We start from the raw sequence: 16008 nt of genomic DNA, 5'->3' as shown, positions 1-16008 counted from the left end.
GGCTACGTTACCGGTAAACCGCACCATAAGCAGCCGGAAATCGTTTCCTGGGGAGGAGACCTTCGATGCAACCGTCCACCGACGGCCTGTTCTTCGACCGCGTGGTCAAGAGCTTTGGCGGCACGCAGGCGCTGAAGAGCGTCTCGCTGAAGGTGGCGCGTGGCGAGATCGTGGCGCTGCTTGGGGAGAATGGTGCGGGCAAATCGACCCTCATCAAAGTGCTGGGCGGCATTCACCGGCCTGACCAGGGCGGGGTCTTCATCGACGGCGTGCCCTATGCCCATGAGGCCGGGCGTTCCGGCGGCCAGAAGGTCGCCTTCATCCACCAAGACCTTGGCCTTATCGAGTGGATGTCGGTGGCTGAGAATATCGCCCTGTCCCTAGGCTATGCCAAGAAGGGTCGCCGTATCGACTGGCCCGCGACCGAGGCGATGGCCGACAAAGCCCTGAAACTGGTCGAGGCCGATTTCCCAGCCACCGCCCGCGTGCAAAGCCTGTCGCGGACCCAGAAATCGCTGGTTGCAATCGCCCGCGCTTTGGCTGCCGAATGCGACTATTTGGTGCTGGACGAACCCACCGCCAGCCTTCCGGCAGATGAGGTAGAGCGCCTGTTTTCGGCCCTGAGACCGCTGAAAACGCAAGGCGTGGGGATGATCTATGTCTCGCACCGTCTGGATGAAATCTTCCGCATCGCTGACCGAGTGGCCGTCCTGCGCGATGGGCAGATGGTCGGCATGAGGCCCATCGAACACACGACGCCCGAGGAACTGGTGTCCCTGATCGTCGGTCGCAAGGCGCGCGAGATCAACCGCCCGCCGGTGCAGGACGGCCCCGCGATCCTTCGGGTGCAGGGATTGGCCACGCCTGCCGTCGGGCCGGTCAGCTTTGACATCAAACGCGGCGAACTGCTTGGATTGGCAGGCTTGCGTGGCGCGGGGCACGAGGACATCGGCCGTGCACTGTTCGGAGTGATTCCCCATGCCGGGACCATCACTCTGGACGGAAAGGCGCCGGATCTGACCAATGCGCAGTCCGCCATGCAGTCTGGCATCGGGTTGGTCGCAAAGGACCGTGTTGGCGAAAGCGTGGCTCCGGGCCTGACGATCCGTGAGAATGCCTTCATCAACCCCTCGGCCGCCGGTCGCAAGCTGCTGTCCTTCTTGCCCGCAAAGCGGGAGGACCAGATGGCACATGCCATCGGCAAACGCGTGGGCCTGTCGCCGAATGACCCGACCTTAACCATCGAGGCCCTGTCCGGAGGCAATCAGCAGAAGGTTGTCGTCGGACGATGGCTCGACACCGGGCGTCGTTTGCTGATCACCGAGGACCCGACGGCTGGCGTCGACGTGGGCGCCAAGGCCGAGATCTATCACCTGCTCTACCAAGCCCTTGCTTCCGGCATGGGTGTCCTTGTCGTCTCCACCGATTTCGAGGAAATCGCCGCCATCTGTCACCGCGCCATCGTCTTTTCCCGTGGCTTGCCCGTGGCGGAGCTGACCGGCGTTGAACTTTCCACCGAATCCCTGATCCAGGCCGCTTCGGCCGGTGAAGCTGCCTGAGGTCGCCATGCCCGGAATTGAATCGCACGCCGTAGAACCCACGAAGGACGAGCTGAAAGGCCTGTCTTCAGGCGCCAAGGCCCTGCGGCTGGCGCCGACCTACGGCCTTGTCATCCTGATGTTCTTCCTGCTGATCCTGTTCTCGCTCCTGTTGCCCGACACCTTCCCGACCCTGCTGAACCTGCGCGCAATCCTGTCGGACAAGGCGATCATCGCCTTGCTGTCTTTGGCCGCGATGGTGCCGATGGTGGCAGGCCGGATCGACCTGACGGTGGGCTATGGCATCGTGCTGTGGCACATCCTTGCGATCAGCCTGCAGACCATGTTCGGCATTCCGTGGCCTGTCGTCGTGCTGATCGTGCTGGCTTTGGGCGTCATCACGGGCATCCTGAACGGCATTCTGGTTGAAGTCGCCCGGATCGACAGCTTCATCGCCACACTCGGCACCGGCACCATCCTGTACGCGTTGGCCTTGTGGCACACCGGTGGCCGGCAGATGGTGGGGCAACTGCCGGACGGGTTCTATGCCCTGTCGGGCACCTTCATCTTCGGCCTGCCGATCACGGCCTACTACGTCGTGGTCATCACCTTCGCACTTTGGGTCATCCTGGAATACACGCCCATCGGGCGCTACCTGTATGCGATCGGGGCGAACCAACGTGCGGCGGAGCTGAACGGTATCCCGACACGCAAGTTCGTCATCGGCGCCTTCATCACATCCGGCACCATGACGGCCTTGGCGGGGGTTCTTTTGGCCTCCAAGCTGCGCATCGGCCAAGCCTCGGTCGGGCTGGAGTTCCTGCTGCCGGCCCTCGTCGGCGCCTTCCTCGGCTCCACCACCATCAAGCCCGGACGGGTCAACGTCTGGGGCACCATCGTTGGCGTGATGATCCTCGCCATCGGCATCTCTGGCATTCAACAATTCGGCGGCAGCTTCTGGGTCGAGCCTATGTTCAACGGCTCTACCCTGCTGATCGCCATCGGCATCGCCGGCTACGCGCAACGCAAGAAAGGCGCGAAGTCTAAATAACTCAGCAATCCACGGGAGGACACCATGCTGAACAGAAGAACCTTTACCGTCTCGCTTCTGGCACTTGTCGCCGCATCGCCGGTCTTTGCCGACGCGATTGCGGACGCCAAGGCCTATGTCGAGAAGTACGGCACCAAAGTCACCACTTGGGATGGCCCGACGGATGGCCCGAAGGCGGCTGAGGGCAAGAAGATCGTCGTTCTGGCGGCCGACATGAAGAACGGCGGCATTCTGGGCGTCGTGAACGGCATCACCGAAGCGGCTGGCAAGATCGGCTGGACCGTGACGGCGCTGGATGGCGCTGGTTCCGTGCAGAACCGCGCGGCCATCTTCGGGCAGGCCTTGGCACTGAAACCCGATGGTATTGTGATCACTGGCTTTGACGCGGTGGAACAACAGGCCTCGCTGGATCAGGCCAAAGCCGCAAAGATACCGCTGGTGTCGTGGCACGCAGGCCCGGTCATCGGCCCGGATGACAAGAGCGGCGTCTTCGCCAACGTCTCCACCGACCCGATGGAAGTTTCTGCCGCCGCCGCAAAGTGGGCTTTCGTCGATGCAAACGGCAAGCCCGGCGTCGTGATCTTCACCGACTCGACCTATGCCATTGCCATCGCCAAGGCCGACAAGATCAAGGCGACGATCGAGGAACTGGGCGGCACCGTGCTGGAATATGTCGATACGCCAATCGCCGACACCTCGAACCGGATGGGGCCGCTGACGACTTCGCTCCTCCAGAAGTACGGCGCCAAGTGGACCCACGCCTTGGCGATCAACGACATCTACTTTGACTTCATGGGCCCCGCCTTGGCCGCTGCCGGCATCGCAGGCGACGGCGCTCCGAAGGCGGTTGCAGCGGGCGATGGGTCTGAGTCGGCCTACCAGCGCATCCGCTCCGGCCAATATCAGGCTGTGACGGTGGCGGAACCGCTGAACCTGCAAGGCTGGCAGTTGGTAGACGAGTTGAACCGCGCACTGAATGGCGCAAAGTGGTCCGGCTACACCTCACCGCTGCACGTCGTCACCAAGGACAACGTGGCCTTTGACGGCGGCGACAAGAACACCTTCGACCCGGGCAATGGCTATCGCGACGCCTATGCCAAGCTGTGGGGCAAAGCGTAAGCTTCACGCGACATTATGGCCGGGGCAAGCGATTGCCCCGGCCTTTTCGTACCTCGACACTGGCAGAACGCCGCCGCATGATCGCCCCGCAATTTGGAGGCTAGCGATGCGGAACGGCGGGCAGATACTGGTGCAATCCTTGGTGGCCTTGGGCGCAAAGACGGCCTTTGGCGTACCGGGCGAAAGTTATCTCGCCGTCCTTGACGCCATGCACGACACAGCGGGCCAGTTCGACTACATCCTGTGCCGGAACGAAGGCGGTGCCAGCTTCATGGCCGCCGCCTATGGCAAGCTGACCGGAGAACCGGGGATCTGCATGGTGACCCGTGGCCCCGGCGCCTCGAATGCGATGATCGGCGTCCATACGGCGATGCAGGATTCGACGCCGATGCTGCTGTTAGTCGGCCAAATCGCGCGCGCTGACCGTGAACGTGAAAGCTTTCAAGAGGTCGATTACCGCGCCGTCTTCGGCTCTATCGCCAAGTATGCAGTCGAGATCACCGACACCGCCCGCATTCCCGAACATGTCGCCCGAGCGTGGAAAACCGCCATATCGGGCCGCCCCGGTCCGGTGGTGATTTCCCTGCCCGAGGATATGCTGGCCGAATTGTCCGAGGTCGGCCCCCTGACTGCGCACATGCCCGCCATCGCCGCCGCCGCCCCAGATGTCGATGCGCTGGCTGAAGCCTTGACACTGCTGTCAAACGCTGAACGCCCGCTGATCATCACAGGTGGAACCGGCTGGACCGTGCAGGGCAAGACGGCCCTGCAGGCCTTCGCGGAGGGCTCCAACATCCCGGTTATCACGGCATTTCGCTGCCAAGATGCCATCGACAACCACTCTCCGGTCTTCTCGGGCGAGGCTGGTGTGGGCATGTGGCCGCATGTGGCGGACCTGATCAAGGCTGCCGACGTGATCCTGGCCCTCAACCTGCGGATGGATGAGATGACGACGGGTGCCTATACGCTGCTCTCCGTTCCCTTGCCCGCACAGACCCTGATCCACGTCCATCCCTCGACCGATGAGCTCGGCAAGATCTACATCGCCGCCTTGCCAATCCAGGCCGGGCCGAACGCGTTTTCCGCCTGTCTGGAGCCTGTTTCCGGACCATGGGCAGAGTGGCGCGCTGCCGCCCGTGCAGGATATGACAAGGCCTTCATCGCCCCGGCGCAACCCTCACCTGTAGATATGGCACAGGTCATGGCCTATCTGGATGCCAACCTGCCCGAGGACGTGATCCTGACAAATGGTGCTGGCAACTTTGCCGCCTGGCCCAGCCGCCATCTTCACTTCGGCCCCAAGATGCGCCTGCTGGCGCCGCAGTCGGGCGCCATGGGTTACGGCGTACCTGCTGCGATTGCTGCCAAGATCGCCGCACCCGAACGCATGGCCTTGTGCTTTGCGGGCGACGGCGATTTCCAGATGAATTGTCAGGAACTCGCGACCGCCATGCAGCACGGTGCGGCACCGATCATCCTGATCCTCGACAACGGCATCTACGGCACAATCCGCGCCCATCAGGAACGTCAATATCCAGCCCGCGTCTTCGGCACCACCATGGTCAACCCCGACTTCGCCTCCGTCGCCAACGCCTACGGCTTCCACGCCGAACGGGTAGAGAAGACTGAAGATTTCATTCCCGCCTTTGAACGCGCCGTAGCTTCAGCACATTCAGGCATTGGAGCGGTCCTCAGCCTCGCCATCGCGGCCGAGGCGATTGCCCCGCGCCAACGCATCAGCACGCTGCGGGCTGCCTCGCTTGCCGCAAAAGGGTGAGACATCGCGACGCTTGAACAGACGGGTTGGACGGCCTAGGTCTTCGGCATGACCCAACCCATTGACACGCCCCGCACCCTGAACCGCCGCCATTTCCTCGCGACAAGCGCCGCAATGGTCGCGCTGCCGTGCATTGCTGTCGCCGATGCCGCTCCGATGGCCCTGACGGCCACCAAGCGCAGTCTTGAGATCAACGGCAAGGCGGCGAGCGTCTATGGCTTGGTCAACGCTTCGGGCGGCAACGGTTTGATCCTTGACCCCGGTCAGCGTTTTGCGGTGAACCTGACCAATGCGCTGGACGTCGAGACCCTGATCCACTGGCACGGCCAGATACCACCGAATGCGCAGGACGGGGTGCCGGGAATGCCTGCGCCCTTGCTGAAGCCCAAGCAGGTTCGCAGCTATGATTTCGCCGCCAAGCCCGGCACGCATTGGATGCATTCGCATGTGCCCCTGCAGGAACTGGCCCTTCTTGCCGCGCCTTTGATCGTACGAACGGCTGAAGACGTGCAGGCTGACCGGCAAGAGGTCGTGATGCTGCTGCACGATTTCTCGTTCAAATCGCCCGAGGAGGTGATGGCAGAGATCACCGGGGGAAAGGCCAAAGGCGGGATGTCTGGTATGGACATGTCCACTGCGGGCGCGATGAAGGGGATGGATATGTCGGGCACAGCCACGCCGGCCATGACCATGCCCGGCATGATGGATCTGAACGACTACGACTTTGACGTCTATCTTGCCAACGACCGCACCCTGTCTGACCCCGAGGTGGTGCAGGTTGAAGCGAATGCACGCATCCGGCTGCGCATTATCAACGGCGCAGCGGCAACAGTGTTCTGGATCGACACTGGGATAGATCATGCGCGCCTGATCGCTGTCGATGGCCACGATATCCAGCCCCTGACAGGCCGCAGCTTCGGATTGGCCATGGGTCAACGGCTGGATATCGAACTGGACCTGCAAGGCAGCGGCGCCTTCCCGATCCTCGCCCTGCGCGAGGGAGCCGCGGAACGCACCGGACTGATCCTTGCCACACCGGGGGCCAAAGTGCCCAAACTGGCTTCCGTCAGCGAGGCACCGTCACCGGCCTTCGATCCGGATCTGTCGCAGGAATCAAGCCTGCGGGCTGCCACTCCCTTGGCCGTCAAGGACCCTGTCAAAACGCAGGTACTGATGCTGCGGGGCTCCATGCAGCCTTATGTTTGGACAATCAACGGGGCAACCTGGGCTAATCATGAGCCTATTCCAGCCAGAAGTGGCGCACGGCTTGAGTTGACCTTTCGGAACATGTCGATGATGGGTCACCCGATGCACCTGCATGGCCACTCCTTTCAGGTGGTCGATACGGGGTCGGGCCGCTTCGCTGGCGCGCTGCGCGACACGGTCTTTGTGCCGTCGATGGCCAGCGTGACAGTGGCACTGGATGCTGGCGAAGCCGGCTCGTGGATGCTGCATTGCCACCACATGCCCCACCTCGCCTCGGGCATGATGACCGAGTTCGTCGTCAGTTAGGCGCTTCCACATCGTCAAAGCTGGCATAGTTGGCGCGATACAGACCCGCATAAAGACCGCCCTTGCTGATCAACTCGACATGGGTGCCGCTTTCCACGAGGCGGCCGGCCTGCAGTACCATGATCTTGTCGGCATTCCTGACCGTGGCCAGACGGTGGGCGATCACCAAGCCGGTGCGCCCCTTCAGCAGGATCGCCAAGGCACGCTGGATCACCTGTTCGGTGGCGCTGTCAATGCTTGCTGTTGCTTCATCCAGCACAAGGATCTTCGCATCCGCCACCAACGCCCGCGCAAAGCTCAGAAGCTGGCGCTGCCCCGTGGAAAGACTGCCCCCGCGCTCGCCCAGCATCGAGTCATAGCCGCCGGGCAGGGCGCGGATGAAGTCGTCTGCGCCAAGCACCGTCGCGGCGGCGATGATCTGCTCTCGGGTCGCATCGGCCTTGTTGTAGCGGATATTTTCAAGAACCGTGCCGGTGAACAGGAACGGCTCTTGCAATACCATGGCAATCTGGTGCCCTAGCGAGGCCTGTGTCACGTCCCGCACATCATGGCCGCCCACAAGGACCTGCCCCTCGGTCACGTCATAGAACCGATGGATCAGCGACATGGCGCTGGATTTGCCAGAGCCTGTCGGACCAACCAGGGCCACCGTCTGCCCCGGTTCGACCCGGAACGACACGTCCTTCAAAACCATCTGCCGACTGTCATACCCGAAGGTGACATGACGGAACTCAACCGAGCCATCGGTTTCGCCCATATCCACAGCGCCCGGCCTGTCCTTGACCGAAACGTCGACATCCAGCACCTCGATCAGCCGCTGACCGGACGCCATGGCGCGTTGCATCACGGAATACTGTATGGTGAGGGAGCGGATCGGATCAAAAAACCGCTGGATGAAGAACAGGAAAGCCACCATGACCCCCACGTCCAACGTGTGACCCAGCAGCTTCGCCCCGCCCAGCACGACGACAAGGGCCATCGCAAGCCCGGTCATCGTATCAACCACCGGGACCAGCACCTGCGCGATCTTCGAGGCCCAAAGGTTGCTGGCCAGGTTGGCCATGACCTTGTCGCGGTAAAGCCGGGCGTTCAGCGTCTCGCGTCCCATGCCTTGCACGGTGCGGACGGCGTGGATCCCCTCGGCCAAGGCGCCGTTCACGGCCGAGTTCGTCTCATGCGCCTTTATGAAGGCCTCGCGCGCCAGGGGAAGCCAGAAGATGCGCACGGCGAAAAGCACGGGCATGACCGAAAGGGTGATCAGACCCAGTTCGACGTCCAGATACAGCATCAGCGTGATGATGCCGAACAGCAGGACGATGTCACCGACCGACAGGACAGAGGTTTCCAGAAACTCTTGCATGGAGCCGACGTCGCCCTGCAGGCGCGACATCAGGCGGCCGACTTCCGTCTTGTCCATGAACGACAATGAGACGTCCTGCAGATGCGCAAACATGGCGCGGCGGATGTCGAACAGGACATTCTCCGCCGCCTTGCCGACGACAGTTTCCTGCACATGGCTGGCGGCGAAGTTCAGGCCGATGACGACGGCGAAAGTGATCAGCGCGGCATGCAAGACGCTGGAGGAGCCGGCCAGAACGCCGCGGTCGATTGCAAATCGGATGATCATCGGGATCATCAGCTGCGTCAGCGTGAAGACCAGCACCGCCACGACCGAGATCAGGAACTCTCGCCGGAAGGGACGCACGAAAGCCCCGATACGCCGGATGATCTGCGGGTCGAAGACCTTGCCGAACATCTCTTCTTCAATGCGATGACTGCCGACCACGGCCCGCAATGTCGGGGCACCCGGCGCGGATTCCCGGTCAGATTGGTAGTCTTCGGTATCGGATTGGTCTGTCATAGCCCCTCCCGATCCGAGGCATTGGTCTGCAGGTCATAAAGCGCGCGGTACCGCCCCCCCAGGGCGAGAAGTTCTGCATGGCTTCCCTGCTCGATCACCTGACCCTTGTCGAGGAACAGGATCCGGTCTGCGTGCAGCAAAGAGTTCAGCCGGTGCGCGATGATCAGCGTTACACGGTCAGCGGCGCCATCGACCAAGGCCGTGCGGATGCGCGCTTCGGTATTGGCATCAACCGCCGCCGTGCTGTCATCAAAGATCAGAACCGAGGGTCGGGGCAACAGCGACCGCGCAATCGCCATCCGCTGTCTCTGCCCGCCGGACAAAGAGCTGCCACGTTCACCCACCACGGTACGGTAGCCGGATTTCAGCCCTGTGATGTGGCTGTGGATCTGCGCGTCGGAAGACACCTCTTCGATTGCCTCATCCTCGGCCAGGGGTTCGGCATAGGCGATGTTATTCTCCAGCGAGGTGGTGAACAGGAACACATCCTGCGCCACCACAGAAACGGCGCGACGCAGCGACGCCAGCGTCACCCCCCGGATATCTTGGCCATCGACGGTGATCCGGCCGCCTGTCACGTCATAAAAGCGCGGGATCAGATGGGCGAGCGTGGACTTCCCTGACCCCGGCGGCCCGATGATCCCGATGGTCTCGCCCCGCTTGGCGCTGAAGCTCAGATTGGACAAGACTTTTGCTTGTGGCGCATTGGGATAGGCGAAATCGACGCCCTCAAAGCGCAACGCGGCCTCGCCCACCACAAGATCCTGCGCCTCGGCCCGGTTCGCAATGGCAGGGTCCAGATCCAGAAAAGCAAACACACGTGCGCCGCAGGTCGAGGTTCGAGCAAAAGAGTTCACCAACAACCCCAGTTGCCGCACCGGCATTTGCAGGATGGTCATGAAGGTCAGGAACGAGGTCAGCGTGCCCACCGACATGTGCCCTGCCATCACCTTCTCACCGCCCACCCACAACACCAGCCCCATCGCCGCCAGAAACGAAAGCGTCATGATGCCGGTGGAGCGGACGCGGATATCGACCCGTTCATGCGCCAACCCAAGGGCGGATTCTGACGCCACATCGAACTTCGCCAATTCATGCGCCCCGGCAGAGAAGGCCCGCACCACGCGGATGCCCGCCAGATTCTCCTCCATTACGCGCGACAGAACCGACATCCGGTCCTGCAGGTCCCGCCAGGTCAACCGCAGCCGCAACTGAGATACCGACGAAAACCAGCCCACCACGGGCACAAAGCTCAATGCCATCAGCCCGAGCACCGGATCAATCCGCAACAACATAGACCCGCCAAAGCCAATCAGCACCGTCAGCAGAACCAGTCGGACCAGCCCGGTCGAAAAGAACTGCCGTGCTCCGTCAAGGTCCAGCAGCCCCAGCGTGATCAGGTCGCCAGAATGGACCGAGTCATGAAAGCCAAAGCTCAGGCGCTGCACCTGTTCGTAGTACCGCAACCGCAGTTCAACCCCGGTATGGTGGTTCACCGCTTCCGAGAAATAGTTCTGAAAGGTGGTGAAGACGCCCCGCACCGCCGAAACCAGAAGAACCAGCAGCGCTGTCGTCCACAAGGCACTGCGCGCGGCGTCGGCGCCAGAGGCCAAGAGCTGGGTCTGGTCAATCGCCTGCCCCAGCAGCCTTGGAATGGTCAACTGCATCACCGCGGAAATCAGCGTGGCGGTGACGGCGAACAGCACCTGCCACGGCGTCAGCAAGGCAATCCGCGTCATACGCCACAGCGTGCGCAAACCGCCGCGCACTGTATGCGCGTCGGCGATCGCCATGACCTCCAGCGGTCGTCGAATGTGGTGGCGTTCGGTCGTCACTGAGATGGTCCGTGATGCCTGTGACCCCGCTTCGTGGCGCAGGCCTTTGACCGGCAGATAACGCCATTCCTTTGAGACGAACCAGCCCATAACACCTGAAGCGAGTAAAATTTTCCTGATATGCGGTCTGGTCCTGATGCCGGCGCCCATTGCTGCAGATGCAATCCGGACACAGTTCTTACAGACCTCGCGAAGTTCGAAGAGGACCAAGCCCCGTCTTCAACTGCAAGAGTCGGCCAAACTGCAGTCTTTGACGTCGATAATCCTTCAGTCACGTCGACGGGGCCGTTTGGGCGTAAGAGAATATTGTACAAACGTACAATTCATTTGTCGCAGCGGGATCGTGGGGAATAGACCATTGGTATCAAGAAGGTCGCATCGAGATGTCTTGCAAGTCGCAATTTCTTGCACTGGCGATGGCCCTTGTTTTGGCTTTGGGCCTTGTTTTGGCTTTACAGTATAAGATCGGCGGCATCCGCATAACGGCCGAACTGATCGTGCAGCCACGAAAATCACGCCAACCTACTTCCACGACCCGATGGATCTTTGAAGTCTGGCGGGTTGGACCAGCTTTGGCAATGATACCGACAGCTACAGCGAACATGTCGCTTACGACGAACAGGGCATCTTCACCTCGTCTGAGCGGTCACACACCGATATCGAGGATGCGATTTTCAACTCCAGTTTCGTTGCCAAGATGACGGCTAAGACGCGTGACGACGCGGCGACATATGACGAACAGATCTTCGATGGTGCCGACGCCGAAGGGGGCGCTGGCGGGGTGTGGCAGGACACCGAGGCCAAGGTGGTCTGGGACCCCGCAGAAGATCCCATGGCGTTAGACGTTCCGCAGGACGATTCCTCCACTAAGGTTGACCCCTTTATTGGCTATGAGGGCGATCCAGATTCTCGAACAGCGCAAGTGCCTGCGGGTAACAACTCTGATGCGGCGCTGTACGACGATGCACGCGCGACGGCATCAAAGGCGGCCTCACCGGGCAGCACGCCCGAAGATCAGACGGCGAGCCCCGACATGCCGCCAGAAGAATGCACTGGCGAAGTCGTGGACAGAGCCCTGCGTTAAAGCATCGTCAGACAGCAGCAGCGGTGACATGGGCGGGGATCCGGGTGGCGGCGCTGGCAAGGACGACGGTTCGCAAGAAGAGCAACGTTCCGAAGCGATGTGTTTCTTGGGCTATATGGTTTGGGTGAAACGTTGGCGGCAAACCGCCTGCCCCGCGGAAGGCATCGCTTGAACCGTGGCACTACCGGCGCTTAACGTGTGCCAGATGGAGCGTGTGTCCAAATGCAAATGCGGGCAGACGCTATGATTCCTTTACGACGGACAGGCCAAACCATGCGATACATGACAGCGCAAAGCGCAAAGGCGGCTGCACAAGCCCTTGCCGAAGAGCCGGGCTCTGCCCGGGTTCTGGCGGGTGGAACAGACCTGCTGGTGCAGTTGAAATCCGGCAACCTCCAAGTCGATCTGGTGATCGACATCAAGAAAATCCCCGGGATCCGCGACATCAAGGCCGAAGCAGGTGGTTTCCGGATTGGGGCGGCTGTTGCCAATTCGGAACTGCGTGAACATTCAGGTGTTGTCACCTTGTGGCCCGGCGTCACCGAAGCGGCTGGCCTGATCGGTTCGACTCAGGTGCAGGGCCGCTGTACGATGGCGGGCAACCTGTGCAACGGGTCGCCGGCAGGGGATGCGGTTCCGGCGTTGGTGGCGGCAGGTGCCCAAGTGCGGATCGAAGGGCCAACCGGCACACGCGATGCCGCAGTTCTCGATATCCCGGCGGGCCCTGGCAAGACGACCTTGGCGAAGGGAGAGATCATCACCTCGATCCTGCTGCCCGGCCGTTCGGCGCGATCGGGTGACGCTTATCTGCGCTTCATTCCCCGGACGGAAATGGACATCGCGGTCGCCTCTGCAGCCGTCAGCCTGACCCTTGACGCCGAAGGCACCGTTACGGCCGCCCGCGTCGCTTTGGGCGCGGTTGCGCCGAAAGTCGTGCTGGTCGAAGCCGCCGCCAAGGCCATTACGGGCACCAAGCTTGACGACGCTGCCCTGCAGGCGCTTGCACGCGCCTGTGAGGCTGCCTGCAATCCCATCGACGACAAGCGCGGTACCATTGAATTCCGTACCAGCACGGCAGGCGTTCTTGCCCGCCGTGCTGCCCAGATCGCCTACACGCGCGCCGGAGAGTCCAAATGAAATCGCTTCACGTATCCACCACAATCAACGGCGACCCGGTTGAATTCATCTGTGACCCGGATGAACCCCTGCTGGATGTTCTGCGCAACCGCCTTGGCCTGACCGGCGCGAAAGAGGGTTGCGGCACCGGCGATTGCGGCGCCTGCTCCATCACGCTGGACGGGCGTCTGGTTTGCTCTTGCCTTGTGCTTGGGGCCGAGGCGCAGGGAGCAGAGATCACCACCATCGAAGGCATGGCCCAGGGTGACCAGCTGCATCCGCTGCAACGCGCGTTCATCGACGGCGCTGCCTTCCAGTGCGGCGTCTGTACGCCTGGAATTCTGGTGGCGGCCAAAGCCCTGCTGGCCAAGAACCCAAGCCCAACCGATGAAGAAGTGCGCTTCTGGCTGGCGGGGAACCTCTGCCGCTGCACTGGGTATGACAAGATCATCGCCGCCGTTCAGGTGGCTGCTGCCGAAATGAGGGGGGCGTAACATGGCCTTGGACCAAGCAAAGCGCGAATTCCGCTACGTCGGCACCCGTCCGAACCGCCCCGATGGCGTCGACAAGGTCACTGGCCGCGCCCAGTACGGCGCTGACATGACGGCTCCGGGAATGCTGACGGGGGCTGTTTTGCGCTCTCCGCACGCCCACGCGAAGATCGTATCGATCGACACCTCGGCGGCAGAGGCCATTGCCGGCGTTCGTGCTGTCATCACTGGCGCGGACTTCGCCAAGGCAGAGGACAACTTCCTGCGTGACGTGCAGGAAAACTGCATGGCGCGCGACAAGGCCCTGTATGATGGCCACGCAGTTGCCGCCGTTGCAGCTACCTCTCCGGCGATTGCCAAGGCCGCGCTGAAAGCGATCAAGGTGGTGTATGAGGCGCTGCCGCATGTCACCGACGTTGACGCCGCCGTCAAACTCGGGGCCCCGGTCGTACAGGCCGATCGCGCCTTGGAACATCTGCCCGCAAGTATGTCGGACAATGTCACCAACGCTTGCGAATTCGGCCATGGCGACCTGGATGCAGGCTTCGCCAAGGCGGATCTGGTGATTGAACGGTCCTTCAAGACCGCTGCCACCCATCAAGGCTATATCGAGCCGCATGCCTGCCTTGCATCGGCCACAGCAGACGGCAAGGCGGATCTGTGGTGCTGCACTCAGGGCCACTTCTTCGTTCGCACCCTGTGCGCCGCGATGCTGGGGATGGAGGCGAGCCAATTGCGCGTCACCGCCTCGGAAATCGGTGGCGGGTTTGGCGGCAAGACCACCGTGTTCATCGAACCGGTGGCGCTGGCGCTTAGCCGCAAGGCCGGTCGTCCGGTCAAGCTGGTGATGACGCGGGATGAAGTGTTCAAGGCCACCGGACCGACTGTGTCCTCCTCGATGGACGTGCGGATCGGCATGACCAAAGACGGCCGTATCACCGCTGGCGAGGCAAACTTGCGCTATTCCGGCGGGGCTTTCCCCACCGGCACCTGCGACATGGGCGCACAAGCCGCCTTCGCCGCCTATGAACTTGAAGCGGTGCGCACCTACGGCTGGAACGTCCTGACCAACCGCCCGAAAGAAGCCGCCTATCGCGCACCCGGCGCCCCGCAAGCGATCTACGCCGTGGAAAGCGTGGTGGACGAACTGTGCCAGAAGCTGGGACTTGACCCGCTGGCCGTGCGGCTGAAGAACGCGGCAAAGAAGGGGACCCTGTCCTCATATGGCCCGACCTTCAACGAGATCGGCCTGATTGCGACGCTGGAAGCAGCCAAGGCCCACCCGCATTACACGGCGCCCTTGGGCAAGAACCAAGGCCGCGGTCTGTCCTGCGGGTTCTGGTTCAACTTTGGCGGCAACACCTGTGTGTCCTTGAACGTCAACACCGACGGCACAGTGGGCGTGACAGAGGGCAACCCGGATATCGGCGGCTCCCGCGCGTCCATCAGCCTGATGGCCGCAGAGGAGTTGGGGATACCTTACGAAAACATCCGGACCATCGTCGCTGACACCAACTCGCTTGGCTACAACGATGTGACCGACGGCAGCCGTGTGACCTTCGCCGTGGGTCTGGCAACCATCAAGGCCGCGCGGGATGCAGTGGGCAAGATGAAGGCGCGTGCGGCGCAGTTCTGGGGCATAGAGGAAGATGCCGTGGATTGGGTCGAAGGCGCAGCGGTGCCTGCAGGCCCCAACGCGGGCAAATTCCCACCCCTGACCTTGGCAGAGATTGCAGCCACCTCACCGCAGACCGGCGGGCCGATCGCCGGGCACTATGAAACCAATGTCGACGGCGCAGGCGTCAGCTTTGGCGTTCACCTTGTCGATGTCGAGGTTGACCCGGAAACCGGCTTCACCAAGATCCTGCGCTACACGATCTTTCAGGATGCCGGGAAAGCGGTTCACCCGGACTATGTCGAGGGTCAGATGCAGGGTGGCGCGGTGCAGGGCATCGGCTGGGCACTCAACGAGGAATACATCTACGGCAAGGATGGCCGGCTGCAGAACCCGGGCTTCCTGGACTACCGCATCCCGGTGGCCTCGGACCTGCCCAATATCGAAACGGTGATCCTTGAAATCCCCAACCCCGGCCACCCCTATGGTGTGCGTGGCGTTGGGGAAACGCCGATCGTCCCCCCCCTTGCTGCCATCTCCAACGCGGTCAGCCGGGCAGCCGGCGTGCGGATGACAGAACTTCCCATGTCCCCGCCACGCATCCTGAAGGCGATGAAAGGCTGACATGGTCAAGGTCAAGCTTTGGGGGACCTTGCGCCACTGGACCGACGGGCAGTCCGTCGTTGAAGTGGAGGCAAAAACCTTCAAGGAACTGCTGGACCGTTTGTCGGAAACCTACCCCGGCCTCGCGCCACGACTTCGGCGCGGGGTCTCCATGTCGCTCGACGGGGTGATCTACCGCGAGGCCTGGTTTCAGGAAATCAAACCGGACAGCGAGGTCGTGCTGATGCCCTTCATGCAGGGCGGCTAGCCTACCGCGAAATCTGTGCACGGAGATAACCCTTGCATGATGGCACGGTGCTGCGTGATATGTCTTGCAAACCACATCGGCTTTCGCAGGACACGATGACCCTTTTGATCCAGCGCCGAACAGAAAATCTTTTCCTCA

At 62.0% G+C, this 16008-nt stretch carries 12 protein-coding genes; 10 read left to right on the top strand and 2 right to left on the bottom strand.

Annotated elements, in window-relative coordinates; all coding sequences use genetic code 11:
• Positions 1–65 precede the first annotated feature (65 nt).
• The 5 genes from AC1Y2B_RS06705 to AC1Y2B_RS06685 all read left to right on the top strand — a co-directional run bounded on the left by AC1Y2B_RS06705 (position 66) and on the right by AC1Y2B_RS06685 (position 6997).
• Entirely contained in the window at positions 66–1559 is a 1494-nt protein-coding gene (locus AC1Y2B_RS06705) for a sugar ABC transporter ATP-binding protein (RefSeq protein WP_482252291.1), read from the top strand.
• Positions 1560–1566: 7 nt separating this feature from the next.
• A complete protein-coding gene (locus tag AC1Y2B_RS06700; RefSeq protein ID WP_482252290.1) occupies positions 1567–2589 on the top strand; it encodes an ABC transporter permease in 1023 nt (340 codons plus the stop codon).
• Between the two features lie 24 nt (positions 2590–2613).
• A complete protein-coding gene (locus AC1Y2B_RS06695; RefSeq protein WP_482252289.1) occupies positions 2614–3708 on the top strand; it encodes a substrate-binding domain-containing protein in 1095 nt (364 codons plus the stop codon).
• Between the two features lie 106 nt (positions 3709–3814).
• Positions 3815–5485 (top strand): thiamine pyrophosphate-dependent enzyme, encoded by a 1671-nt coding sequence (locus tag AC1Y2B_RS06690; protein WP_482252288.1) that lies wholly within the window; start codon positions 3815–3817, stop codon positions 5483–5485.
• A 48-nt stretch (positions 5486–5533) separates the two neighbouring features.
• On the top strand, positions 5534–6997 hold the full coding sequence (locus AC1Y2B_RS06685; protein ID WP_482252287.1) for a multicopper oxidase family protein: 1464 nt from the start codon (positions 5534–5536) through the stop codon (positions 6995–6997).
• Here AC1Y2B_RS06685 and AC1Y2B_RS06680 read toward each other — a convergent pair.
• Positions 6990–8858: an ABC transporter ATP-binding protein gene (locus tag AC1Y2B_RS06680; protein ID WP_482252286.1), complete on the bottom strand. Its 1869-nt coding sequence runs from the start codon at positions 8856–8858 to the stop codon at positions 6990–6992. The two genes, AC1Y2B_RS06685 and AC1Y2B_RS06680, sit on opposite strands and share 8 nt — an antisense overlap.
• Positions 8855–10693: an ABC transporter ATP-binding protein gene (locus AC1Y2B_RS06675; RefSeq protein ID WP_482252285.1), complete on the bottom strand. Its 1839-nt coding sequence runs from the start codon at positions 10691–10693 to the stop codon at positions 8855–8857. The genes AC1Y2B_RS06680 and AC1Y2B_RS06675 overlap by 4 nt, the downstream gene beginning before the upstream one ends.
• Positions 10694–11390: 697 nt before the next feature.
• On the opposite strand from AC1Y2B_RS06675, the gene AC1Y2B_RS06670 reads away from it, so the two are divergent.
• From AC1Y2B_RS06670 to AC1Y2B_RS06650, 5 genes are all read left to right on the top strand, one after another.
• Positions 11391–11777, top strand: a complete 387-nt coding sequence (locus tag AC1Y2B_RS06670; RefSeq protein ID WP_482252284.1) for a hypothetical protein — start codon at positions 11391–11393, stop codon at positions 11775–11777.
• A gap of 273 nt (positions 11778–12050) precedes the next feature.
• The gene (locus AC1Y2B_RS06665; RefSeq protein ID WP_482252283.1) at positions 12051–12914 is read left to right on the top strand and encodes an FAD binding domain-containing protein; all 864 of its coding nucleotides are present in this window, start codon (positions 12051–12053) and stop codon (positions 12912–12914) included.
• Positions 12911–13387 (top strand): (2Fe-2S)-binding protein, encoded by a 477-nt coding sequence (locus AC1Y2B_RS06660; RefSeq protein ID WP_482252282.1) that lies wholly within the window; start codon positions 12911–12913, stop codon positions 13385–13387. Before AC1Y2B_RS06665 ends, AC1Y2B_RS06660 begins: the two co-directional genes overlap by 4 nt.
• Position 13388: 1 nt before the next feature.
• Entirely contained in the window at positions 13389–15623 is a 2235-nt protein-coding gene (locus tag AC1Y2B_RS06655; protein WP_482252281.1) for a xanthine dehydrogenase family protein molybdopterin-binding subunit, read from the top strand.
• A gap of 1 nt (position 15624) precedes the next feature.
• Entirely contained in the window at positions 15625–15870 is a 246-nt protein-coding gene (locus AC1Y2B_RS06650) for a MoaD/ThiS family protein (RefSeq protein WP_482252280.1), read from the top strand.
• Positions 15871–16008 lie beyond the last annotated feature (138 nt).

Source organism: Stagnihabitans sp. (genome assembly GCF_964946895.1).
The sequence above is the reverse complement of the archived record's forward strand: the minus strand, read 5'-3'. Positions and strand labels throughout refer to the sequence as shown.